This is a genomic window from Microcoleus sp. B5-D4, assembly GCF_036705145.1.
In the GTDB taxonomy this organism is placed as follows: domain Bacteria; phylum Cyanobacteriota; class Cyanobacteriia; order Cyanobacteriales; family Microcoleaceae; genus Microcoleus.
The window spans coordinates 37,571-60,552 of record NZ_JAUBTV010000037.1; the positions used below are offsets into that span (position 1 = coordinate 37,571).

At 44.1% G+C, this 22,982-nt stretch carries 22 protein-coding genes; 12 read left to right on the forward strand and 10 right to left on the reverse strand.

Annotation, left to right across the window (positions count from 1 at the left end):
• Positions 1-160 precede the first annotated feature (160 nt).
• The gene (locus tag QUB10_RS18025) at positions 161-1,303 is read right to left on the reverse strand and encodes an Rpn family recombination-promoting nuclease/putative transposase (protein WP_333204208.1); all 1,143 of its coding nucleotides are present in this window, start codon (positions 1,301-1,303) and stop codon (positions 161-163) included.
• 139 nt (positions 1,304-1,442) lie between these two features.
• Between QUB10_RS18025 and QUB10_RS18030 the strand changes: the two genes are divergently transcribed.
• Positions 1,443-2,846: a DUF4041 domain-containing protein gene (locus QUB10_RS18030; protein WP_333204257.1), complete on the forward strand. Its 1,404-nt coding sequence runs from the start codon at positions 1,443-1,445 to the stop codon at positions 2,844-2,846.
• 39 nt (positions 2,847-2,885) lie between these two features.
• Here QUB10_RS18030 and QUB10_RS18035 read toward each other — a convergent pair whose 3' ends face one another.
• Positions 2,886-4,991 (reverse strand): SUMF1/EgtB/PvdO family nonheme iron enzyme, encoded by a 2,106-nt coding sequence (locus QUB10_RS18035; RefSeq protein WP_333204210.1) that lies wholly within the window; start codon positions 4,989-4,991, stop codon positions 2,886-2,888.
• Positions 4,992-5,030: 39 nt separating this feature from the next.
• A complete protein-coding gene (locus QUB10_RS18040) occupies positions 5,031-5,948 on the reverse strand; it encodes a hypothetical protein (protein ID WP_333204212.1) in 918 nt (305 codons plus the stop codon).
• Between the two features lie 181 nt (positions 5,949-6,129).
• Between QUB10_RS18040 and glyQ the strand changes: the two genes are divergently transcribed.
• Genes glyQ through QUB10_RS18055 form a run of 3 tightly spaced genes read left to right on the forward strand, consistent with a single transcriptional unit; the run spans position 6,130 to position 8,002 of the window.
• Positions 6,130-7,008 carry a glycine--tRNA ligase subunit alpha gene (gene glyQ / locus QUB10_RS18045; protein WP_242720870.1) on the forward strand — a complete coding sequence of 293 codons (879 nt, stop codon included), beginning with the start codon at positions 6,130-6,132 and terminating at the stop codon, positions 7,006-7,008.
• Between the two features lie 52 nt (positions 7,009-7,060).
• On the forward strand, positions 7,061-7,234 hold the full coding sequence (locus QUB10_RS18050) for a hypothetical protein (RefSeq protein ID WP_333204214.1): 174 nt from the start codon (positions 7,061-7,063) through the stop codon (positions 7,232-7,234).
• On the forward strand, positions 7,235-8,002 hold the full coding sequence (locus tag QUB10_RS18055; protein ID WP_333204216.1) for an ATP-binding cassette domain-containing protein: 768 nt from the start codon (positions 7,235-7,237) through the stop codon (positions 8,000-8,002).
• Positions 8,003-8,121: 119 nt separating this feature from the next.
• Here QUB10_RS18055 and QUB10_RS18060 read toward each other — a convergent pair whose 3' ends face one another.
• From QUB10_RS18060 to QUB10_RS18070, 3 genes are all read right to left on the reverse strand, one after another.
• A complete protein-coding gene (locus tag QUB10_RS18060; RefSeq protein ID WP_333204218.1) occupies positions 8,122-9,390 on the reverse strand; it encodes an MFS transporter in 1,269 nt (422 codons plus the stop codon).
• Positions 9,391-9,679: 289 nt separating this feature from the next.
• Entirely contained in the window at positions 9,680-10,192 is a 513-nt protein-coding gene (locus tag QUB10_RS18065; RefSeq protein ID WP_333204220.1) for a DUF2808 domain-containing protein, read from the reverse strand.
• 34 nt (positions 10,193-10,226) lie between these two features.
• On the reverse strand, positions 10,227-11,417 hold the full coding sequence (locus QUB10_RS18070) for an RNA-guided endonuclease TnpB family protein (RefSeq protein ID WP_333204222.1): 1,191 nt from the start codon (positions 11,415-11,417) through the stop codon (positions 10,227-10,229).
• A gap of 548 nt (positions 11,418-11,965) precedes the next feature.
• On the opposite strand from QUB10_RS18070, the gene QUB10_RS18075 reads away from it, so the two are divergent.
• The 4 genes from QUB10_RS18075 (at position 11,966) to QUB10_RS18090 (ending at position 15,072) form a co-directional block, all read left to right on the forward strand.
• Positions 11,966-13,114, forward strand: coding sequence for a Re/Si-specific NAD(P)(+) transhydrogenase subunit alpha (locus QUB10_RS18075; protein ID WP_333204224.1), 1,149 nt, complete (start codon positions 11,966-11,968; stop codon positions 13,112-13,114).
• A 124-nt stretch (positions 13,115-13,238) separates the two neighbouring features.
• A complete protein-coding gene (locus tag QUB10_RS18080; RefSeq protein WP_333204226.1) occupies positions 13,239-13,388 on the forward strand; it encodes a hypothetical protein in 150 nt (49 codons plus the stop codon).
• Complete coding sequence (locus QUB10_RS18085; protein ID WP_106150865.1) at positions 13,373-13,666, forward strand: NAD(P) transhydrogenase subunit alpha; 294 nt, start codon at positions 13,373-13,375, stop codon at positions 13,664-13,666. Before QUB10_RS18080 ends, QUB10_RS18085 begins: the two co-directional genes overlap by 16 nt.
• Complete coding sequence (locus tag QUB10_RS18090) at positions 13,663-15,072, forward strand: NAD(P)(+) transhydrogenase (Re/Si-specific) subunit beta (protein ID WP_333204228.1); 1,410 nt, start codon at positions 13,663-13,665, stop codon at positions 15,070-15,072. The genes QUB10_RS18085 and QUB10_RS18090 overlap by 4 nt, the downstream gene beginning before the upstream one ends.
• A 298-nt stretch (positions 15,073-15,370) precedes the next feature.
• Here the strand turns inward: QUB10_RS18090 and QUB10_RS18095 are convergent, their stop codons facing one another.
• The 4 genes from QUB10_RS18095 to QUB10_RS18110 all read right to left on the reverse strand — a co-directional run bounded on the left by QUB10_RS18095 (position 15,371) and on the right by QUB10_RS18110 (position 18,239).
• Positions 15,371-15,571, reverse strand: coding sequence for a type II toxin-antitoxin system HicB family antitoxin (locus QUB10_RS18095; protein ID WP_333204230.1), 201 nt, complete (start codon positions 15,569-15,571; stop codon positions 15,371-15,373).
• A gap of 137 nt (positions 15,572-15,708) precedes the next feature.
• Positions 15,709-16,152 carry a hypothetical protein gene (locus QUB10_RS18100; RefSeq protein ID WP_333204232.1) on the reverse strand — a complete coding sequence of 148 codons (444 nt, stop codon included), beginning with the start codon at positions 16,150-16,152 and terminating at the stop codon, positions 15,709-15,711.
• Positions 16,153-16,159: 7 nt separating this feature from the next.
• Positions 16,160-16,774, reverse strand: a complete 615-nt coding sequence (locus QUB10_RS18105; protein WP_333204234.1) for a hypothetical protein — start codon at positions 16,772-16,774, stop codon at positions 16,160-16,162.
• A gap of 136 nt (positions 16,775-16,910) precedes the next feature.
• Complete coding sequence (locus QUB10_RS18110) at positions 16,911-18,239, reverse strand: hypothetical protein (protein ID WP_333204236.1); 1,329 nt, start codon at positions 18,237-18,239, stop codon at positions 16,911-16,913.
• Between the two features lie 177 nt (positions 18,240-18,416).
• On the opposite strand from QUB10_RS18110, the gene QUB10_RS18115 reads away from it, so the two are divergent.
• From QUB10_RS18115 to QUB10_RS18130, 4 genes are all read left to right on the forward strand, one after another.
• The gene (locus tag QUB10_RS18115) at positions 18,417-18,926 is read left to right on the forward strand and encodes a hypothetical protein (protein ID WP_333204238.1); all 510 of its coding nucleotides are present in this window, start codon (positions 18,417-18,419) and stop codon (positions 18,924-18,926) included.
• Positions 18,927-18,955: 29 nt separating this feature from the next.
• On the forward strand, positions 18,956-19,282 hold the full coding sequence (locus QUB10_RS18120) for a DUF433 domain-containing protein (protein ID WP_333204240.1): 327 nt from the start codon (positions 18,956-18,958) through the stop codon (positions 19,280-19,282).
• A 279-nt stretch (positions 19,283-19,561) separates the two neighbouring features.
• Complete coding sequence (locus QUB10_RS18125; protein ID WP_333204241.1) at positions 19,562-22,264, forward strand: protein-arginine deiminase family protein; 2,703 nt, start codon at positions 19,562-19,564, stop codon at positions 22,262-22,264.
• 322 nt (positions 22,265-22,586) lie between these two features.
• Positions 22,587-22,856, forward strand: coding sequence for a FitA-like ribbon-helix-helix domain-containing protein (locus QUB10_RS18130; protein WP_333204243.1), 270 nt, complete (start codon positions 22,587-22,589; stop codon positions 22,854-22,856).
• The last annotated feature ends 126 nt before the right edge of the window (positions 22,857-22,982 follow it).

Genomic DNA, 22,982 nt, shown 5'->3' on the forward strand with positions numbered 1-22,982 from the left:
GAGCCCCGACTTATTCAAGAAGTCGGGGCTCAGACTATTCTGTTTTTTAGTGGCAATTTGGCTTAAATATCCCCTTTATTTCTTAGCCCGCGGAGGCGGGCATTGTTTGTGTAGTAGCGGTTTCAACCGCCGAATTATAAAGGAGGTAAGCTGTTCTGCGCTACAATAAAATGGCATTTTTGAGAGCTTGTTTGTTGAGGCGATCGCGGAGTTGAGATTCGCTACTTTCTCGGCTGACTGCTGCTTTTTCTGATGCCTTAGCGATCGGTAGTGGTTCGAGCAGTTTGGCTTGAGCTTCCTGAATTGAAGGGTAATTTTCAGCCCAGGATGAAATCGCTTCTGAGAGGACATCGATCTCATCGGATAAGGGTTCAATTAGCTGCGCTAGTTCGGTTAATTGTTCGGCCCCGAAGAGCGATCGCTGCTGAGTTAATAGTTCGATAAACGAGTCGATATTTTGTTCGGGGAGTGACATCGATTCCCGTTGAATTTTGTTAATTGTTTGCCGAACAAATTCGAGAGACAAATCTAATAATTGCGCGATCGTCTCTAAATTCATTCCAAATGCTATCATCCGACGAATGGCTTCTAACTTCGCTTGGCGTTCACCTTGTTCGAGTCCTTGTTCGAGTCCTTCTTCTAAACCTTCTTGCTTGACTTCCTGGTAAAATCGAGTTTGTCTGAGTTCGCTTAAATTCAACATGGCGGCAATTTCCTCGCGGCTTTTCTGGGGGAGTTTGTAGACGATAATTGTTTCGATGAGGTTAATTAAATCGCGTTGAACGGTGGGATCGGATATCTGTTGTCGGGCCATTGCGATCGACTGCCGTGCTTGTTCTGCTGCTGTCTCTGCTGGCTCGATTACCAGTTTAACAACTTTGACTCCGAGCGATCGATCTGCGGCTTCTGGCAATTCATCGAGGTAAATCCGTTGGACGCGCTGACTGGTTAAGAGTTCCTGAAATTGCAGCATCTGTTCGTGTTCGATGCGACGATTGGGATAGATGACAACTACGCGCCAAGGATTGAGGGGTTTGTATTGTCGCAGATAGAGAAAGAGTTCGCCAAAGATGCGGTAGTACAAGTCGGCATCGGGTTGAAACTGAACTTCAGCCAAGTAAAATGGTTTTTCAGGTTCTTCGGTTTTGGGGAGAAATAACCCGTCGATGCGGAATGCGAGTTGTTTGATTTCGCGGGAGGTGAATTCATAGGCGGTGGCTTCGTCTGGGGAACGATCGATCAGTTCAAAGAAGAAGCGGGGAAATTCCTGAAACAGGCTGTAGAAAATGGTGTCTGTTTTCATGAGTTGTCGATGCGAATCGAAGATGGGTACTATATCATGCCAAGATTGGTAAATGCGATCGCCTATATGTACCTCTTGCCCCAGAACTGAATATCCTGTAAACTAGGTTAAGAACGCCTAAGTAAAAATATTGAGTCAAATGTTGTCAATACCTCTTCTGTTAACAATAGCAGCCTTGGTTGGTATATTAATAATCTACCTGAGTAGAACGTGGCTTCAAATGCGACACGAGCGGAATTCGCTGAGACAGGCTCTGAGTAAGTATCAGAGTTTAACTTCCCGGGAAGAAACAGAAAAGCAACTAGATTCAAACATTCAGTTAAAACAAAACGAGCTACAAGAACTGGATGTCCAACAGGAAACCATAAGAACCTCTATCAAAAACTTACAAGCTAAACTGCGTGAGAATCAGGCTAAAGAGTATTTGATATCTATAGAGGCTTACGAACCAAAATATGATTTTATAAACTCTGGAGATTATCTACAACAATTAGGAGAAATTCAAAAAAAACAGCGAACAATGCAACGCAATAACGAAGCCTTTATTTCTGATACTCCCTGGAGTATAGGAGAAGGTAAACAAGGAGAAAAACAAGGAGAAAAAATGATAAAAGACCTCCTAAAGATGATAGAAATTGTATTTGAAGAACAGTGCAGGTATGTTGGCCAAGAAGTTACATCTAAAAACCTTGATTCTTTAAAGAAGAAGATAAATGACTATTGTGATAAAATTAATAGGTATTTGCAAAAAATAGACTGTAGGATCTCCGAAAAGTATTTAAGTCTTAAATTGATACAGCTAGATATCGAGTATGAATTAGAATATATAAAAGAGAAAGAGAAAGCAAGAGAAAGAGCAATCAAAGAACAGATGGCACAAGAAAAAAAAGAGCGCATTAAAATGGAAAAGGCGCAACAAGAAGCTGAAGAAGCTGAGCAAAGAGAAAGGCAATATCAAGAAGAGCTTGTAGGTCTAGAAAAGAAAAAAGTGGCTGGTTTACAGCCAGAAGAATATGAGAGTCAAAGTAAATATCTTAAAGAGGGGCTTTTTCAAGCTAAAACTGATAAAGAAAAAGCTCAAGAAAAAGTTATTTCATGTTCCCGAATGCTCAAGTCTGGTTACATTTATGTAATTTCAAATATTGGTTCTCTCGGACGAGATGTATATAGGATATTTATGACGAAGAATAGTGACCCAGATGTATATATCAGAACCATGAATCCTTATGTTCCATTCCCCTTTGATATTCATTATAAGATTGTTTCAGATGATGCTTCAGCCACAATACAGCATTTTCATGAGCAGTTTTATGATAGAAGAGTGAATATAGAAAATGAAAGGAGAGAGTTTTTTAGGGTTTCATTCAATGAAATTGAGCAAATTGTACAAGAACTTGAGCGAGAGACTGGGGCTTTGACGATTGAAAAATGTGAAAGAGTACCTCAAGCTTACGAATACCGCAGAACTAAAGTAGCAGAACGAAGAAAATCCGATGATACAACCTTAATCGACGCATATATAGATGAAGATGAGATAGCTTAGGAACAGTAACGACATAAAAACATATTGGAATATAGTCAGCTATAAAGAGCGAACAATCCTGAAACCAATATTGTGAGATGGTTTGTTGGTATTATTGTACCAGCGGCTAGCAGAACGACATCGTAAGGGTTCATTACGCCACGAACCACCACGGATTACATGAGTTTGATTTTCGCTACCATCTAGCCATTCATCTCCATTGGTAGGTGAACCATCATAACTTTCATGCCAGCTATCTAAACACCATTCCCATACGTTGCCATGCATATCAAATAGTCCAAAGGAATTCGCTACTTGAAAGCTATCTACTGAATTAGTTTTTTCACGATAAATTCCTTGAGGTTCTGAACTCCAAAGATAGCGACCATCGTAATTAGCTAAGTTGCTAGTAATTGTTTCGCCAAAATGAAAAGGAGTTGTAGTTACTGCACGACAGGCGTATTCCCACTCTGCTTCGCTAGGAATACGATACTCGTGACCTGTTTTTTGAGATAAGCGATCGCAAAACTCAATGGCATCATACCAAGAAACATTAGTAACTGGATGTTTTTTTCCTCCCAAGTTTGACGGACGAAGTTTTAGCTTTTGATGGACTTCTTTTAAACCAGCAATTTCTCTCCACTGTGCTTGTGTAATTGGTGTCTTACTCATCAGAAAAGGTTTAACTTTAACTGAATGTTGAGGTCTTTCATTAATGTATCGCTTGTCTTTAGATTCCAATGAACCCATTAAAAAATCTCCTCCCGGAATAACAACCATTTCTAACATCACCCCCTTCCCTAAATCTTCGATAAGGCATTGAGTCTGCTTTGGATAACTACTAATCTCTTTACCTTGAGCATCTATTGTCACCGTTATAAATTCAAAGGGTTGAGTTCCAGGAATTGATGGGATAATCAAGTTGGTATTTTGTTGTTCCTCCAAACCCTCTATCCCTTGCTTGGGGGTAGAAATTATAGGTAATTCCTGCTGCTGTCTAGTGGATTGTAATTGCGTTGGAAACTCTTCTATATTGTTACTGTTGTTCGATTTTTCGTCACGTTTGAATAGATAGCCATCTTTCACGCGCATAAAGATAACAGGGGTGGCAAAATCCCGTTTCCGATATTGCGTATTCAGCGCGATCGCTCTCCTTCCATTCTGAGCCGCAATACCAACTGGGTCATCCTGAGCTAACCGTTTGTAGAAGCAATCAGCAAAGCGACTTGCTGTAAAGTTAGAAACTTCGTACTGCATCGCCACAACCACCGGAATATTCTGCTGCACAATCTTAGAGGAAACGCCAACAAAAGCTTGCGAAGCAGACAGCTTTCCCCCCTCACAAGCTTGCAGCATTACAACTCCAGGGCGGTGTCGGTTAAATAGCCCACCGAAGAAACTGGCATCTACCCATAAGGCTTCGTCCATATCGTCAACCAGAGCAATTTCCCCCACTTCCTGACCTCTCTCATCATGCAGACGACCATGCCCAATGAAGTGAAAAATATGGGGTTTTTGTTCTAGCACCTCATCAATAGCTTCAGGAGTGGCTGGATTGACAATGGGTAGTAGCTCGACCAGATCAGATTGGTTAGTTGCCAGTTTTTCTAACGCAACCTGCACTTTTTCATAGACAACTGAACCTAAATTTATGGGTGCAGCGATCGCTAAGGCAATCCTCAGCTTTTCATCTAGGTTTAACTGAATCGCAGGAGCTGAATACCATTGGGAACGTCGGCGGGTGAAGATGAGATTAGGGTCAGTTCCCAGCCATATTTCACCTAAGTTTGCACTCCCAGGTAAGCAGGTGAACTCCCAAGGTAATGCCGCCACATCAGACATTCCATGCTCATCAATATCTAGCTCAACTTGCAGCAACTGCTTGTCTGTCTGCACGACATCGTAATAAAAGTTTACGAAATCCTGGCGCAGTACATTATCAAATAGAATATTAAACAAACCTTCTCCAATGGCGCGTGTATTGCTGGATTCTTTCAGATCGTTGTTACCAGCCACTTCGAGCAAGGGTTTAATTTCTTCTAACTTCTCATAGCTAAATATCCCATAAGGTTCACCTAGAGGTTGATGCTGAGCATCCCACTTTTTCACCTGCACACGATCGTAGTTAGCCACGCAAATGCGATAAGTACAGTAAGCTTTTGTCATTGATTATTATCATAAAATAGTGAATTTCTACCTAATTTTCTAGCCTTTAGTAGTTGCTTGGGGTAGAATGAGCGACCATTTTTCATTTGCAATTCGAGCCAACTGAATCGCAGCTTCATCACGGCGCAGTAGATTCTTGAACCGATCTGATAATTCGCTAAATACATCCCGCACATCGGCAGTCAGCCAATTCATATTGGGTTCTGCCCAGGCCATCCCTCGCAAATTAATCGATTCTGTTCCTTTAGGCACTTTGAAAACCACTGCAAATTTTGCTGTTCCGACTTTTTGAATTTCCTCGTCTTGGATGCGCCAATAACAAGTGGAATTCCCCTCACCTACGGCAGTAATCTCAGCATGACTCAGTTCGTATTTATATTCAGGAAGCGCCAGAAATGCTTTGAGTTCATTCTTATTTGCTGCATTTGTTTTTAGCTCACCCGGAAGCAGGTTTGTAAGTTCACCTAGCCAAGCGCTGTCTACTCCAGCACTCCATTCGAGGTTTCCATTTAGCCCGATGTCTATGCCAACCCCAAAATTCATTATAGTTCGCCACTTCTGATGAGGGAAAATGCTCTGAATAATTGGCTCATTATTACCTTTGGGATGAAAATCAAGCTTACAGATTAACCGTCTGAATTGAGCGCCCGGTTTAGGACGCAAATCTACTGTCAGTGTCATGTAATAAAAATCATACTGAGTTTGCATCTGCTGTTTATAGATGCCGATTAATTCAGTCCCACTTTCTTTAAATATTTCCTCTGTCAGCAAGATCAACCTATCTTGCGGATTGCCAAAGCTGACCTGAGTTTTCAATAGACTCTCAACGGCTGCTGCACCTGTACCAAGTTTTGTCCCTCCAGCCAGGGTGCCTTCCCACTTTTGCACCTCTTGAAGGAGTTCTGACAGCAGGGTATCCGCTTCTTGGATGTTAGGCAGGGATAGGTTATCGCTCATATTAGGTCTCTCGGGTGGTGATTACAATATTTTCCCTACAACCAAGCTGATTTTGGGAAATTGTAAAAGTATCTTTATCATTGTAAGTTGCTGGAGAGTGTACGTAGGCTCGATCGCCATAAATCCGCCACTCCTAGTATGCTTAAATAAGTTGAGACACATACTAACCATATTTAAACCAGTGAACTTTCAATCAGTCATTGCCACCTTAAACAAATTCTGGAGCGATCGAGGATGCCTGATCGCCCAATCCTACGACACAGAAAAAGGTGCAGGAACCATGAATCCCCACACCTTTCTCAGAGCAATTGGCCCCGAACCTTGGTCTGTCGCCTACATCGAACCCTGTCGCCGCCCCACCGACGGACGCTACGGCGAAAATCCCAACCGCTTCCAACATTACTATCAATATCAAGTTTTAATTAAACCCTCTCCTCCCAACATCCAAGACATCTATTTAGACTCCCTCAGAGCATTAGGAATTCGCCCAGAAGACCACGACATTCGTTTCGTAGAAGATAACTGGGAATCGCCCACCCTCGGAGCTTGGGGCGTCGGCTGGGAAGTCTGGCTCGACGGCATGGAAATCACCCAATTTACCTACTTTCAACAATGCGGTAGCATTGACTGTCGCCCTGTCTCCATTGAAATTACCTACGGACTAGAACGCCTCGCAATGTATCTCCAAGAAGTCGATGCGATGACGAAAATTCAGTGGAAAGATGGCATCACTTACGGCGACGTTCACCTGCAAGGAGAAATAGAACAGTGTACTTATAACTTTGAAGCTTCCAATCCAGAATTGCTGTTTACTCTATTTGGATTGTACGAGCAAGAAGCCGAACAATTGACAAAAAAAGGATTGGTTTTGCCTAGTCTTGATTATGTGTTAAAATGTTCTCACACTTTCAATTTACTCGATGCTAGAGGTGTAATTTCGGTAACGGAAAGAACTCGGTATATCACCAAAATTCGCAACTTGGCGCGGCGAGTGGCTCAGCTTTATTTGGAACAGCGCGAAAAGCTGGGTTTTCCTTTAGAAAAAGCTGTAAAAGTTTGAGTTTGAGTTGGATTGTGGGGCGGGCATCTTGCCTGCTTCGAGAACGGGCAAGATGCCCGTTCCACAAAGAGTGAGTTGGATTGGGGAGTGGGCATCTTGCCTGCTTCAAGAACGGGCAAGATGCCCGTTCCACAAAGAGTCAGTTGGATTGGGGAGTGGGCATCTTGCCTGGCTCAATAACGGGCAAGATGCCCGTTCCACGAAGGTCATGTTTTTAATTAATTAAATGCCTAATTATTCGGAAAATAATACAGAAACAACTCCTCAACTGCGAATTGACGGTGTAAGCTTGAAAACACCGATCGCCTCAAGTCATTTGTTGGAAAATATATCGTTTCAGGTACACAAGGGATCTCGCGTGGCAATTGTGGGCCCTTCAGGTGCTGGCAAAACAACGCTGTTGCGACTGCTAAATCGGCTCAGCACTCCCACCAGCGGCTCGATTTATCTGGAAAATACAGAATATCGCCAAATACCTGCGATCGAACTTCGCAAACAAATCACCCTCATCCTGCAAGAATCCAAGCTTTTGGGAATGTCGGTGCGAGAAGCATTGGCTTATCCTTTGAAGCTGCGGGGCGTCAATTCATCAAACATTAGTGAGAGAATTAGCGGGGCGATCGAACAACTGCACATACCCCAAGAATGGCTCAATCGCACCGAATTGCAGCTTTCCACAGGCCAAAAACAGCTCGTGGCGATCGCCCGCGGCATCATCCTACAACCAAAAATCTTGCTTTTAGACGAGCCAACATCCGCCCTAGACGCCGGAAAAGCCGCCCACCTTTTGCAAGTATTGACACAGCTAACAAACGGCAAAACCACAATTGTAATGGTGAACCATCAATTAGAATTAGCCGAGCAATTTAGCACGCGAATTCTGCATTTACAGCGCGGAAAGCTCATCGAAGATTTGCCCTCTCATCAAATTAATTGGGTGCAACTGCGGCAAAATTTAATCCAAGCAGAAGCAGAAGCCCAACAAGAATGGTGAAGATAAAAAATAGGATGCAGAGCCTCTGGTGTAATTAATTTGGATTTTTTAACCGCAGAGGGCGCAGAGGGCGCAGAGAAAGAGAGGGGAACAAAGAAAAAGAGCCGTTTACAAATTGTTTAGGAAATTAAACCCATTTTTTGATAAATTGGTTTGACTAAATGTTTTAAAGCGGGCAACTGTTTGGTAAAAACTATGGAGCCTAAAACACAAATTATACCTCCAATGATGACTGTATTGGGAGCGCCGATATAATTGGCTAATCCGCCGCCCACTAAATTACCAAACGGTGTCACTCCAAAAAATGCCATCGTGTATATGCTCATCACTCTTCCGCGTTTGTCATCTTCCACAATTGTTTGCAAAAATGTGTTTCCTCCTGCAAATTGCAAAATGAAACCAAACCCCACGAACAACATCATGATTAATGAGAGCCATAAGACGCGGGACAAACCAAAACCTATCAGCCCGAATCCCATAATTGCTGGTGAAATCGCAATCAATTTGCCGAGGCCAACTATACTTTTGCGAGAAATCAAATAAATCGCGCCCGCGAAGGCGCCAACTCCCGAAGATGCCATCAAAAAGCCGAGGGTTTGTGCGTCGCCTTGCAGAATTTTTGTGGCAAAAATCGGGACTAATACTGTGTGTGACATTCCCGCAAAACTGACTAATGCTAATAGCAGTAAAATTGCTCGAATCGGGGGAAACCCGAAGGCATAAACGAATCCTTCTTTTAATCTTTGTAAGGGTTTGGTATTAGTTGCCGCAATTTTACGGGCTTTGATCTTCATCGCTAATAAGCCTGCAATTACAGCTATGTAGCTGAGTCCATCAATAAGAAAGCAATAACTTGCGCCGACTGTAGCTATTAGCAAACCTGCAATTGCTGGGCCGATTAATCGGGCTCCGTTGAACATGGAAGCGTTGAGGGCGATCGCATTTGCTAAATCTTCTTTCTTTTCTACAAGTTCCGGTACAAAAGCTTGCCGTGCCGGCGCGTCAAAGGCGTTAATTGCGCCTTGAAAGAAACTCAGTACCAGGATCTGCCAAATGTTAACGACTCCTGTTAGCGCTAAAAATGCTAGCGCTAAGGATTGAACCATTGCTAATATTTGAGTGGCAATTATGACTCGGTGGCGGTTCCAGCGATCGATTAAAACTCCTGCAAAAGGCAGTAAAATTAATGTGGGGATTTGACTTGTAAATCCCACCACGCCGAGCATCCAAGGTGAATCGCTCAAATTGTAGACAAGCCAAACAGTAGCGACTTGCGTCATCCAACTGCCAATCAGTGAGAGCCCTTGTCCTGCAAAAAACAGGCGATAATTTCTCGATCGCAGCGCTGGAGGAAGTTGTATTGTTTTGATTTTTGCTAGTAGATTCATGCGAGAGTACGGCCTTAGCAATCCTATTTGATTGGTAAACATTTTGTAGGGGTAGCGCCCCGGGGCTTACCCCTAATTAGCTAAGGGCAACCATCGGGGGACTGCCCCTAGACTCATTATTACGAATCATTGAGAATTGCGATATGAGCCGAAGGTTCTATTTTATAACTCCCGAAAACCCGGATTTGAGTATTGTTAAATTTTTGCCCGCAGCAAAACGATCGCCACATTTAAATTTTTCAGTCGCGATCGCTTGACTAACAAGAAATTCCTTCCTCTAACTCTTTCCTCAATCAATGCTCAATAGCCAAGTACCGAGGTAACGCAGCAAGGGAACGTCTCCAGGAGTGCGGATGCGGACGTTGAAATGGTACATTCCGCCCGGAGATGGGTTTTGGACGTTGGAGAGTACAACCTCAACATTGTTGCCTGCAGGAATTGGTTCTGTGGGATAAATTTCTATGAAACGATTTTCTTTGTCCCAGATTACTTCTTGCAATTCTATTGTTTTGTTTTTGACGCGCACTTTAATGTCTTTTTGGTCGAATTCGCCTTTGTAGTAGTCTGGATAGGATATGTTCAGTTGGGCGATCGCCAAACTTACTTTTTTGGAAGGAATTCGCAGCCGATATCTATCGCCGCTCATCCCCGCTTTGCCGTAATCTAAGCGATAGTTTAATTGGTTGGCGCGCTCCGGGCCGCCGAAAATCGTGAATCCTGGCATGGACTGAGCTAAACTGATGGCGGGTAATCCAGCCACCAAGCAACCTGTAACCGCTAGTGCTGAAAATAATCGTCGCATAACAACTCCTCTAATTAAACTCTTGTTGAAATACTCACCGGCTATCAGGCGCGGTGATTCTTGACGCTTCATCGGGTTCTGCTACCGAAATAGTCTGACAATCCCTCAGCGTCCATTTAGAGTCGTGGCGATTCCCCATCCCGACTTGAGCTATATTTCTAGCCGCATTTTCATCTCTATCCTGCTCGGTACCACAATTCAAACAGAGCACTGAGCGAATAGATAAATCGATTTTACCCCACTTGAAACCACAGTCCGAACAGACCTGGCTGGTGGGTTCCCATCGACTAATCACCTTGAACTCTCTGCCCAACTTTTCAGACTTAGCTTCGCACAAAGTCCTGAATTCTCTCCAACCTTGCAAGCTGATTACTCTAGCAAGTTTGCGGTTCTTAACCATGCCCGACACATTTAAATCTTCCAAAACAATCACTTGGTTTTCGTTGACTATTTTGGTCGATAATTTGTGTAGAAAATTTTTACGGACATCAGAAATACGGTTATGAAGCTTGGCGATCTTGATTCGAGTTATATTCCTTCTTTTGGAGTCATGAGGTTGGCGAGCTAACTTGCGTTGCAGTTTGCGAACTTTCCGGTCTAGTTTTTTATAACTAGGACTTTCGGCTTTGGCGCCATTACTCATTACCGCAAAGGTTTTAATCCCTAAGTCGATACCAATACTGGGATGCAAAGCCTCGGATTGAACTGGTTCGACCTCTACAACAAAGCTTAAGAAATAGCGATTAGCGCAATCCTTGATTACCGTGACCGAGCTAGGTGCTGACGGCAAATCCCTCGACCATATTGGCTTGACAATTCCAATTTTTGCTAAGTAAACGCCACCGTTTTTCTTCATGGAAAATCCACGAAGGGTAAATCTGGCCGATTGACGGCTTGTCTTTTTTTTAAACCTAGGATACCGTACTTTTTGCCCTTTTTTTTCCCCTTTATAGGAATCAAAGAAATTCTTAAAAGCCGTTTCTAAATCGGTTACAGACTGTTGCAAGGGAACGCATGACACCTCTTCCAGCCAAGTCCTTTCCTCAGTCTGTTTTGCCCCAGTTATTACTATTTTCTGAAGTTCTGTCGATTTCGGCTTTTTTTCGGATTGTTTGCAAAGTGCAAGAGCATCATTCCAGACAACGCGAACGCAACCGAATAACTGAGCCAAGCTCTGTTTCTGTTGGTCGGTCGGATAGATTCTGTACTTGTACCTTGCTTTCATTGTTTACTATTGCTTGATTGCTTTATTGTACCATGTATTATCAATACAATTAACAGAAAATGAAGAGAATCAAAGCCGTCCTATAAGGACGGGGCTTCAGCCCTCCGCTACGCTCCGCCCAGTTTTTTGGTGAACATTAAATATTGCTCGCCCGAAATTTGCGATCGTGCCTACAATATATCGAATCTCTCAGCCATTTGATGAGGGCGATCGCCCGCCGGCTGAGGTCACTTTTTTTTGCGTAATTTTTGCGTAATACTGATAACTGACATTCAAACTACAGAATTAGGCGACATAAAATTATATCATAATCGGTGGCAAACTTAACAATTTAGCGAATTTGAATGTATAAGATAAGTTAAAGATACGGGTCGAATTTGGGCGATCGGCTTTAGTATCAACGAGAGAAGTTTAGGGCAACGGCTGTTTCAATGTAAAGCAAGGCATCGGGCGATTAAAAATCGCACTTCAAGAAACCTGCGGAGGCAGGTTTTGTCTGTGTAGGCGCGGTTTCAACCGCCCTGGGAAGGCTTAAATAAGGAGAGTTCATGAAATTAGCGATCGCAAAAGAAATAGCAGCAGGGGAACGCCGGGTGGCTTTAGTACCCGACGCTGTAGCCCGATTAGTCAAACAGGGGGTCGAAGTTTGGGTTGAGGCCGGTGCCGGCGCACAATCCTTTTTCTCGGATCTTGCTTACGAAGAAGCAGGAGCTCAGGTTGTCGCCGATACCGCTAGGCTGTGGGGCGAAGCCGATGTCGTCGTGAAAATCGGGGCCCTGCAAGAATCAGAAGTTCATCAACTCCGGGAAGGAGGCGTTTTCATCGGATTTTTGAATCCTCTGGGAGATCCAGCTTTAGTGCAGCGTTTAGCCGATCGCAAAGTAACGGCATTCAGCATGGAAATGATCCCGCGCACCAGCCGCGCTCAAAGCATGGATGCGCTGTCATCTCAGGCTAACGTCGCCGGTTACAAAGCGGTACTGATCGCAGCCTGTGCATTGCCGAAGTATTTCCCGATGCTGACAACGGCGGCGGGTACAATTCGCCCCGCGAAAGTATTGGTAATGGGTGTGGGCGTTGCTGGCTTACAGGCGATCGCCACGGCGCGCCGTTTGGGTGCGGTAGTCGAAGCCTTCGACATCCGCCCAGAAACAAAAGAACAAGTGCAAAGTTTGGGCGCTAAATTCCTTGATGTCGAACTCAAGGAAGAAACCGTCGCCGCCGGAGGTTATGCTAAAGAGCTCTCAGAAGCGGCTAAAGAATACACCCGCCAAGTGCTCACCCAACACGTCAGCGCTTCCGATGCAGTGATTACAACTGCTCAAGTTCCCGGCAGAAAAGCACCTATTTTAGTTACTAGAGAAATGGTTTCTCAAATGAAGCCCGGATCGGTAATTGTTGACCTCGCGGGCGAACAAGGCGGCAATTGCGAATGCACGGAAGCGGGGAAAGATGTTGAATGGAACGGCGTTAATGTCATCGGCCCGATTAATGTGCCTTCGTCGATGCCGGTACACGCTAGCGAAACTTACTCGAAGAATATCTCGGCTTTAGTTCAGTTGATGGTGAAAGATAAGGAACTCAATTTGAATTTTGAAGACGATATCATTGCTGGTTCCTGTGTGGCTCGCGATGGTGAAATTAGTAACCAGCGAGTTCGCGATGCTTTGGCTGCTCAGGCTTCAGCCGTCAGTTAGATTCTGTCGTTATCAGGCAAAGTCCGGCAAGGGTTGAAACCCCTGCCTCAAAGCTAAAGTCCTCGCTATGAGGACTGAAGAACTGATTAAATATCTCCAAAAAAGGCTTTTTTGAACAGGCAAGATGCCTGTTCCACAAGAATTATTGGAGAGGTCTATTAGTCCTCTTAAGAGGACTTTGGCTTTGAGCCAGGGAATGAATTCCCTGGCGGATTCAACCGGGAACGAGTTATTTCCAATTACCCATTACCAATTGTTATGGCAGAAGGATTGATTGCAGGTTTAGTGGTGTTTACTCTAGCGTCGTTTGTGGGATTTGAAGTAATTAATAAAGTCCCGCCGACGCTGCACACACCTTTGATGTCGGGTTCCAATGCGATTTCAGGAATTGCGGTTTTAGGTGCAATTCTGATTTCTGGCCAAGGTAATGTGACTGTTACTTCGATTTTGGGGACGATCGCGATCGCCCTGGCCACAATTAACGTTGTCGCCGGTTTCTTAGTAACTGATCGAATGCTGCAAATGTTCAAGAAAAAAGAGGTTAAAGCGTGAGCGATTTTCTGCCCAGTGGCATTCAACTAGGTTATTTAGTTGCGGCATCTTTGTTTATTATCGGTTTGAAACAGTTGGGTTCCCCTGCAACTGCGCGTCAAGGAAATGTGTTAGCTGCGATCGGGATGTTAATTGCGATCGTCGGTACTTTGCTGGAAAAGCAAGTAGTCAGCTACGAATTGATTGCTGTCGGAATAATCGTCGGTTCCATTTTGGGAACAATTATGGCAAAAACCGTCGCGATGACGGATATGCCGCAGATGGTGGGTTTGCTTAACGGTTTTGGGGGCGCGGCTTCTGCACTCGTTGCTGTGGGCGAATTCTGGCGCTATCTCAGCATCCCGGAATCGCCAACTCCAGACGCGACAATCACGATCCTTTTGGGTGTGTTGATTGGCGGAATTACTTTCACTGGTAGCCTTGTGGCGTTTGCGAAGCTGCAAGAATTGCTACCGGGTGCGCCGATGACGTTTCCGCTGCAACAGCCGTTTAATGCTGCGCTGGCGATCGCACTTTTAGCCGGCAGCGGTTATATGCTGTTTAATCCGGAGGATGTGCCGGTATTCCTGGGTTTGGTGGCGATTTCCAATATTCTGGGAATCATGTTTGTGCTACCCATTGGGGGTGGCGATATGCCGGTGGTGGTGTCGCTGCTTAACTCTTATTCGGGGATTGCGGCGAGTGTGGCTGGGTTCATTTTGATGAACAATATGCTGATTATCGCTGGTGCATTGGTGGGCGCGTCGGGGATTATTTTGACGCAAATCATGTGCAAGGCGATGAATCGATCGTTAGGTAGTGTGCTGTTTAGCGCCTTTGGTAGCGGTGGTGCTAGTGCTGGGGCTGCTGCTGGGGCTGCTGGTGCGATCGACAAAACTGTTCGCAGTATCAATCTCGAAGAAAGTGCGATGATGTTAGGCTATGCGCGATCGGTTGTAATTATTCCGGGCTACGGGATGGCTGTAGCGCAAGCACAGCACGCCGTGCGCGAGTTGGCCGACGGTTTGGAAAAAATGGGTGTTGACGTGAAATACGCGATTCACCCGGTGGCTGGGCGGATGCCGGGGCACATGAATGTGCTGTTGGCGGAAGCAAATGTGCCTTACCCGCAGTTGTACGATATGGACGATATCAATCCGCAGTTTGAAGAAACGGATGTGGCGTTGGTGATTGGTGCGAATGATGTAGTGAATCCGGCGGCGCGTCACGATACGGCGAGCCCGATTTACGGGATGCCGATTTTGGAGGTTGATAAGGCCAAACATACGATCGTGATTAAGCGCGGGATGAGTGCTGGTTTTTCGGGTGTTGACAATGAGTTGTTTTATAAGGATAAGACGATGATGTTGTTTGGTAGCGCTAAGGATGTGGTTGCGAAGTTGGTTGCTGAGGTGAAGCAGTTGTAGGATTTTGCAACCGCAGATGAACGCGGATTAACGCGGATGATTAAACCCGGTTTCTTGGATAAACCGGGTTTTTGTTTTGGGGTTGTTTTGATAAACTCGGCGGTTGAAACCGCGTCTACACAAACAAAGTCCGCCTTCGCGGACTAAGAAAATTACCGGGTATTTAAGTCTGATTTGATATCAATATTCTTCAGTCGGCGGAGGCAGACTTCGTTTGTGTAGAAGCGATTTCAATCGCCGATTTGATATCAATATTCTTCAGTCGGCGGAGGCAGACTTCGTTTGTGTAGAAGCGATTTCAATCGCCGAATCTTATCAGCCGATTCTTGACTTCAGAAGGATCTGCTGTCTCAAAAAATAGTTCCAACGCTTCGATCAGATTTCGTCGCGCTTCTTCTATATTGTCACCTTGGCTGGCAATATCAAGTTCTGGGCAAAGGGATATATATCCATCGCCTTCTCGTTCAATAATTGCTGTAAACTGTTGTGTTGACTTCATAATTTGAAGTGGCGGACTGCCAAGCTCAAACAATTATAGTTTTACTCGATATTATATCACATTAATTATGCTCGCCTCTCGTAAAAAACCCGGTTTCTTAGAGAAACCGGGTTTTTGTTTTGGGAACTTATATCTATCTAGCGGTTCTTATCCTCGTACTCCAGTATTAAATAGCGAACAGCCATTGGACTGATGGTAGTGAGTAGAGTTGCGAACCATACGACACCTGTTACAGCTATTTGATTTTGTCTCTCCGGTAGTATAAAATGGTAGTTTCCAGCAAGTGATGTAAAGAAGTCAAAAACAACGCAGAGAAACCAAGGTAATACTAATGTCCATTTTCCCTCACGAGCTTCTTTCCATACGTCTGTAGTAAGTAGGTTGAAGCAAAAGACTATAACTGTACTAGCAACACCTATTCCGTAGGCTCCTAAAGTATTGGGATCAAAATTACTCAGAGAAATAGAAAATTTTGGACCTGCAACTATTGATACTACTCCTAAAAATGTTGTCATGAAGTCCCAAAGCAGTCCAACGGAAAACCCAGTAATTAAGATTGGTATTATTCCTTTATCTCTCATATATTCCTCAATTACGAATCAGTATTCGGGTAACAATCACTATTGCAAGCACCAATAAAAAGGCTGAAAGAATGGCATACTTAGTATTGACAGACATATCCGATAGTCTCATCCTAAAGCTAAATTTAGGGAAATTTCGCTTGTTTTTATTTACAGGATAAACCCTTGGGATGTCTACGAATTTCGTCAACTCAGAGATAGTCTGTGTCCATACTGATAACCAGCTATCTCTCAAGCTATTGGGGTCAGTGACACTAGCAAGCTGGTTGAGATCATCAAACATATTTATCATTACATTGTGATGCTGCCAAACTAGCTGCGAATTATTTGGAAACTGTTGCTGTTTATTGGCTTTAAGAATCTCAAGAAGAGCTTGATGCTGATATGACCATACTTCAAAAGCTACTTTGTACAGTAGGTATAGCCTAAACTTGGTAAAGCTTCCTTCCTCATAGTAAATAGCGTCAGTCTCCTTGGCAACTTCCAAACCATCTGTAACTATCGCATCTAGTGGAGACCTAGCCCATTTGCTTTTTCTAATTGTTTCCGATAGTTGAGAGAGAGGAGTCTCAAAATTGTGTCCGCTATGAGTCTCTTGTCTAATAACTGGTTGTTGAGTCATAAAACCACACTGCAAGTCTCACTATTTAGGATGTTGCCCTGTGCTACTAGGATGATGTAGTCGCTTACCTTTGCCGAAAATTTATTTTCTTGCCAGATAGCTTTATCCATTGCTTCCTTTCCATAAAAAGCAGGTGTTACCACCAACTATCACTACTGCTAGAGCTACTATCAGATCCGCCACTATCGCCATAATCCCCACTTCCATAATCACTACTTCCAGAATCGGAACTGTAGCTTGAGTCTGAATCGGAACTATAGCTTGAGTCTGAATCGGAACTATAGCTTGAGTCTGAATCGGAACCATAGCTTGAGTCTGAATCGGAACTGTAGCTTGAGTCTGAGTCACTACTGCTGCAATCAGAACTATCACTTGATTCGGAGTCAGAGCTAGCGCCGAACAAATCCCAAGAGCCGCCACTATCTCCATAATCACTACTTCCAGAATCGGAACTATAGCTTGAGCCAGAGTCGGAACTGTAACTTGAGTCAGAGTCACTACTGCTGGAATCAGAACTATCACTTGATTCGGAGTCAGAGCTATCCCCAAACAAACCACCGAACCAAGAATTGCCACTATCGCCAGAATCACTGTTATTGGAATCAGAATTATCACTAGATTCGGAATCAGAATTATCACTAGATTCGGAGTCAGAGCTATCATCGAACCAATTACCGAACAAATCCCAAGAGCCACCACTATCGCCAGAATCACTGCTATTGGAATCAGAAGTATCACTTGATTCAGAGTCGGGACTGCTCCCAAAAAAGCCAACAAATGATGATATAAAGCCACCAAGTAAGGATTCTCCTCCACCATCACTCGATAATGATTCTCCCCCGCTATCGCTACTGTTACTATTCCAGTGAGGTTTAATTTCAGGAGGAAGTCCCAACGTAATGCCATTTTCTTTGACATCAGATGGATCGGCAAAGAAGATATTATCGGGAGAGATTACGAAGCACTGAGTTTCATTCAACACTTCTTTGACACGAGAGCCGAAGCAGTCGGTAGTACCATCAGGAGTAGAAAATATGAGGGGTATTCCTCTCTCATTTGCTACATGAACTAGCCGTTTAGCTTGATCGACCGCCTCGTCATTATTCCATTTAGATGTATAAGATTTGCACTCTATTATTGCTACTTCGTTGTCATTATTGTCATCAATGGTGACATCGATTTGAGTAGGTCTACCGTACTGTTCACATGTCTCATTGTAAAGGAAGTTACGAGGAACCTGAACAGCATTAAATCCAAATTTTGCGAGTTTTTCCTCTGTGTCTTCCTCAAATTTTTCTCCCTTTTCATAACTAGCTCTACCTATTTCTTGACTTCTGCTAGTGGTTGTCGCCTGTGCCTCCCCTGAGTTACTACCAGCAGCATCATCAAAGCCCAAGGCTTCAGCAATCTCAGAGCCGATCTCAGTAACCACTTCGCCAACCCAATCGAAGAGTCCTCCACTCATAGCTACTTTCTCCAGCCAAGCTACGCTTCATAACTTTACCCTCCATATAGTAGAGTTTTCTCTCACAATCTGAAAAGCGGAAAAAGACGGAGCTTTTCTAACCTTGATGTGCAAGTCGGATCTGGACGGATATAGACGGATAAAGTCGGGTATAATACTGCTAGTTCTCTCACCTCTATGCTGATGGACATTCACGAGGTATTGCAATTTGTAGATAAAGTAGTCTATGCCAAGACAGGCAAACGTCTAAATGACTTGCAGCGCGGAATTATCGAGGGAACACTGAAACAACAAAAGTATTCTGAGATTGCAGATACTTATCGTCTTACACAAGGTCACGTTAAAGATGTGGGTTACGAACTTTTACAAATGTTATCTGATACCTTTGATGAACCTGTTGATAAAGGTAATCTTAAATCTGTTCTAGATCGGCAAGGAAATCTGAATATCTCGGATTGTACTATTGGTAATAGCAACATAATTGGCTATATCAATGTTTGTTCCGATCGCCCTACTGCGAGCCCAGATGAAAATCAGCCTAAAACTCCTGACTTTCAGCAGGCAAAGGATGAAGCCAAGATTGAAAAAATTAGTAAGTTGCGGCAGTTTGGCTTGATCGACGAGCAAATCGCAGAGTTTCTGGGGCTAACCTTGGAAGAGGTTCAACAGGTGGATAAAGCGTTATAATTTAGAAAAAAGGATTGAGATTGTAAAAAATGGCACTGAAAGAATTAGAAAAACAACTACTTGCCTTAACTCTAAGTGAAAAAACTCAAGCAATACAGCTATTAGTTCAAAGTCTAAGCAATACTTGGCAAGGAATCGAAAAAACTCCGGGCGTGTGCGGCGGCGATGCTAGAATTGCCAAGACTCGCATACCCATTTGGTCGATGATAAATTATCGCCTTCTGGGTGCAAATGATGTGCGGATTTTGCAAGACTTTCCTCATTTGAGTGCAGCAGATTTGGCGAATGCTTGGGCTTATGCTGAGGCACACCCAGAGGAAATTGAAGCTGCGAGAATAGAAAATGAGGCTGCTTAAAACATGGCGCGAATTTGCGATAACAAGACTTACCGACTTTGGCAAAGAAACCGGGTTTTTACCTAATCTATCGGTAGCAGCGAAGTATTTTCGTAAAAAACCCGGTTTCTGGCCTGGTATGCGATGCTAAGAAACCGGGTTTTTACCTAATCTATCGGTAGCAGCGAAGTATTTTCGTAAAAAACCCGGTTTCTGGGCCCATGCGTAAGTCCTTATAATTAAATCCCCCATTGCTCCCAATATTAGCTAAAATCATTTGGGAGTCTGAGGATAAACTATATGCGCTGGGTTCGATATATTGCGATCGCCATTATCAATGGTTTCGGTGTCGTCATCGGGATTATCTGGGTAGCAGTCCCCACAACAGTGGCTCAACCTTCCCTAAACTACCAACTCGCACTCTCTGGGCGACAGCCAGACGGGGAAACTCCGCAATCCCTTTCCGAGCTCTACAAATTGCGCGATCGCCTGAAAGTACAATTAGATAACCTTGCCAAAACTTCCGACAGCGCCCCGTTTCCTGGTGAACTTTGGAAATCCGCAATCAACCGCCAGCAATCCCAAACTCTGACGCAGCAACTCCAAAACGTTCAAAGTCAGATTCAAATAGAAGAAAGAGCAAAATATAATTGGGACGATGCTGCTAAATTAGCCGCCCAAGCAGTCTTAATTGGACGCACTTCTAATCCTTCTTCTGCTACCTGGGAAGAGTCCCAGCGGCTGTGGCAGTTGGCTATCAATACGCTGCGACTCATTCCTCACGATTCTTTTTTGGCCGATCGGGCGATCGACAAAACCATTGAATACCAAGGAAACCTCAGTGTAGCTACCTATGAAATGCAAGTCGCACGTTCTGTTGAGAAAGTTAGAGCCGAGGAAGAAGAGATAAGAGAGCGAGCCCGCAAAGAGCAAGAGAAAAAAGAATTTGCTCGTCGAGAAATAGAGAGAAAAGAGCAAGAGAAAAAAGACCGGGCTAGAAAAGAACTAGAAAGACAAGAATTCCAAAGGCAAGAATTAGCCAGAAAAGAAGTTGAAAGGCAAGAATTAGCCCGTAAAGAACTAGAAAGGCAAGAGTTTGAAAGGCAAGAATTAGCCAGGAAAGAAGTTGAAAGGCAAGAAGTTGAAAGGCAAGAATTAGCCAGGAAAGAAGTTGAAAGGCAAGAATTAGCTAGACAAGAACTTGAAAAGCAAGAATTAGCCAGACAAGAATTAGCTAGACAAGAACTTGAAAGGCAAGAATTAGCTAGACAAGAGTTAGCTAGAAAAGAACTTGAAAGGCAAGAATTAGCCAGACAAGAATTAGCCAGACAAGAACTTGAAAGACAAGAGTTAGAGAGAAATCAGCAAGCAACTTCTCAACCAACTCCTGAATCAACTGCAACACCAACTCCCGCCCCAGCTACGCCTGCTGCGTCCCCGTCGAACTTTTTCTTTGCGGGAGATACTAACAGAGATGGCCAAATTAACCAGCAAGACGAACTCGGAAAAGAACAATGGTCTTTGTCCAGTGGCGCGCTAATTTCATTTAACGATCGCAATAACGATCGCGGCAAGATACCGACTTGGAAACAAACCAAAGTTAGCGCTCCCCGCCGTGCAGCAATGCTTTCTCAAGTTAACTTAACACTGTCGGAAAACTTCAAAACCTCTCAATTATTTATCACGGCTGACAGCATTGCTAGCCCTCACATCAGCGTTTTTCAGAAGACGGGCGACGGCTGGCAACCTGTAGATATATCCGGTGCTAAACCTCTAGTTTTCAGCACGAATATTGTTTTAGGTGTCGAAGCAAAACAATTTGCCGATCGCAATTGGAACGGCACTGTTAATCTCAAAGCAACTGCCCAAAACAACGGTCAAGAAATCGCCTCCACAACAATCCAAATGGGCGTTAGTCCTTGGATGATAGCGCCCAATACAGCACCAGTAACCGAAGTTCAGGTCAGCGACAGAGGCGCGGTAAACAGCGAATTTATCTCGCAACTAAAACAAGCAGTAGAACCCACGGGCGCCAAAGTAAAAATTCTCCAGGGCGATCGCACTTGGATGCAAGATACCCAGAAAAACGGATACGTTCAACTCCCCGAAAAATCGGAGATACGCCAGTTTAATGTCGCCCTAAAAAGCAATAGCGAACCAGAGAAAAACCCGCCTGTTAAATCAACTCAAAACCCTGATTTGAAAGTAGTTAAAATTGGCAATCCTCGTTCTTTAGACCCTGTAAGTCAGTGGTCTGACGGATACGGCAATTTGCAGGTGACACCGCCGATTCCCGGACACCCAATGGGTCGAGTTTATTACGGGAATTCGGGAAATGCTAGTTTTAATCCAGAGGTACTTGATTTTATTCAAGCTCAGAGAATTCAAGGGCCGCCAGTGGATATTGATACTTCTTGGCTTTTGACTCGCCAAGTTGATGAAATTATCAATTTTATTCCCACTCAAACTCCCGGACAATATGTAATGGCGATCGCCAGTCCCGAAGCCGGAGTTAAGCTGTTGCAAGACTTGGAGGAAAGAGGTTACGGCGATGTGGCGATCAATCGTGGTTTGAGCACTCAAACAACAGTCAGCGCCGCCTTGAAAAACCGTGCTTTAATTCAACACAATCTCTATTTGCAAAATCAGAAACTTAATCCGATTATAGAGAAGTTGAAAAGAGAGTTTTTACTCGGAGACGACCAAATTATTCAAGTTCCGGTGATGTTTGGCTATAGCGGTTATGCTTGGTGGCCAAATATGGTCAATTCGGTGCCAGTTAACGGCAAGTTGTTAGTTTCAAATCCGCGCGGGCCAATGATTGACGGTGTAGATTACACTCAGGAAAGATTGCGCCAACTGCTGCTTCCTGCTGGCGTCAGCGTTAGTTTTCTGGATGACAGGTATTATCAAGAATTAAAAGGAAACGTGCAGTCGGCGACGAATACTGTGAGGAAGCCAGAAGAGCGACCTTTTTGGCAGTCTTTGCCTAATAATTACTAATTGGGAATCGGGCATGGGAATCGGGAATCGGGAATCGTGAATCAGGAATTTGTAGGGGCGGGTTCACCAACAATACGCGCCTGTAACTGACATCTTGCACCATTCTCAATTAGCGTTTTAGGAACAGGCAAGATGCCTGTTCCACAAGAAAATCTACTCTTTGTGGAACGGGCATCTTGCCCGTTCTTGAGAATGGTGCAAGATGTGAGCTGTAACGAACAATCTCGTAAACCCGCCCCCACCCAACGGTAAATCTCAATATACCTCCTAAACCCGCCTCCCTATGCTAATATTTAGCCAAACTATGCTAGGAGTTTAACAGATGGCTACCCTGCAAATAGAAAACATACCAGAGGAATTGTACGCGAGACTGCAAGAGTTAGCCGCAGCTCAAAACCTCTCGATTAGCGCGTTTGCGATCGCCATTTTAGAAGCCGAGTTATCAACAGAGACAAAACCCCTCTCAGGAAAACGTAAAAAGTCTGTAACAGAAATATTGGCAGAAATCAGCCGTCGTCGCGAGTCTCGTCCGGCGAATATGGGGATGATACTAGATAGTACCGCTTTAATTAGAGAGGAGCGTGACAAATAATATCTTGCACCATTTTTATGAACAGGCAAGATGCCTGTTCCACACAAGTACCATTTTTATGAACAGGCAAGATGCCTGTTCCACACAAGTACCATTTTTATGAACAGGCAAGATGCCTGTTCCACA

Coding starts and splice junctions, on each gene's coding strand:
- QUB10_RS18025 (WP_333204208.1), bottom strand. CDS start 1,303: ATGAAAACAGACACCATTTTCTACAGCCTGTTTCAGGAATTTCCCCGC.
- QUB10_RS18030 (WP_333204257.1), top strand. CDS start 1,443: ATGTTGTCAATACCTCTTCTGTTAACAATAGCAGCCTTGGTTGGTATA.
- QUB10_RS18035 (WP_333204210.1), bottom strand. CDS start 4,991: ATGACAAAAGCTTACTGTACTTATCGCATTTGCGTGGCTAACTACGAT.
- QUB10_RS18040 (WP_333204212.1), bottom strand. CDS start 5,948: ATGAGCGATAACCTATCCCTGCCTAACATCCAAGAAGCGGATACCCTG.
- QUB10_RS18050 (WP_333204214.1), top strand. CDS start 7,061: ATGCCCGTTCCACAAAGAGTGAGTTGGATTGGGGAGTGGGCATCTTGC.
- QUB10_RS18055 (WP_333204216.1), top strand. CDS start 7,235: ATGCCTAATTATTCGGAAAATAATACAGAAACAACTCCTCAACTGCGA.
- QUB10_RS18060 (WP_333204218.1), bottom strand. CDS start 9,390: ATGAATCTACTAGCAAAAATCAAAACAATACAACTTCCTCCAGCGCTG.
- QUB10_RS18065 (WP_333204220.1), bottom strand. CDS start 10,192: ATGCGACGATTATTTTCAGCACTAGCGGTTACAGGTTGCTTGGTGGCT.
- QUB10_RS18070 (WP_333204222.1), bottom strand. CDS start 11,417: ATGAAAGCAAGGTACAAGTACAGAATCTATCCGACCGACCAACAGAAA.
- QUB10_RS18075 (WP_333204224.1), top strand. CDS start 11,966: ATGAAATTAGCGATCGCAAAAGAAATAGCAGCAGGGGAACGCCGGGTG.
- QUB10_RS18080 (WP_333204226.1), top strand. CDS start 13,239: ATGCCTGTTCCACAAGAATTATTGGAGAGGTCTATTAGTCCTCTTAAG.
- QUB10_RS18085 (WP_106150865.1), top strand. CDS start 13,373: ATGGCAGAAGGATTGATTGCAGGTTTAGTGGTGTTTACTCTAGCGTCG.
- QUB10_RS18095 (WP_333204230.1), bottom strand. CDS start 15,571: ATGAAGTCAACACAACAGTTTACAGCAATTATTGAACGAGAAGGCGAT.
- QUB10_RS18100 (WP_333204232.1), bottom strand. CDS start 16,152: ATGAGAGATAAAGGAATAATACCAATCTTAATTACTGGGTTTTCCGTT.
- QUB10_RS18105 (WP_333204234.1), bottom strand. CDS start 16,774: ATGACTCAACAACCAGTTATTAGACAAGAGACTCATAGCGGACACAAT.
- QUB10_RS18110 (WP_333204236.1), bottom strand. CDS start 18,239: ATGAGTGGAGGACTCTTCGATTGGGTTGGCGAAGTGGTTACTGAGATC.
- QUB10_RS18115 (WP_333204238.1), top strand. CDS start 18,417: ATGCTGATGGACATTCACGAGGTATTGCAATTTGTAGATAAAGTAGTC.
- QUB10_RS18120 (WP_333204240.1), top strand. CDS start 18,956: ATGGCACTGAAAGAATTAGAAAAACAACTACTTGCCTTAACTCTAAGT.
- QUB10_RS18125 (WP_333204241.1), top strand. CDS start 19,562: ATGCGCTGGGTTCGATATATTGCGATCGCCATTATCAATGGTTTCGGT.
- QUB10_RS18130 (WP_333204243.1), top strand. CDS start 22,587: ATGGCTACCCTGCAAATAGAAAACATACCAGAGGAATTGTACGCGAGA.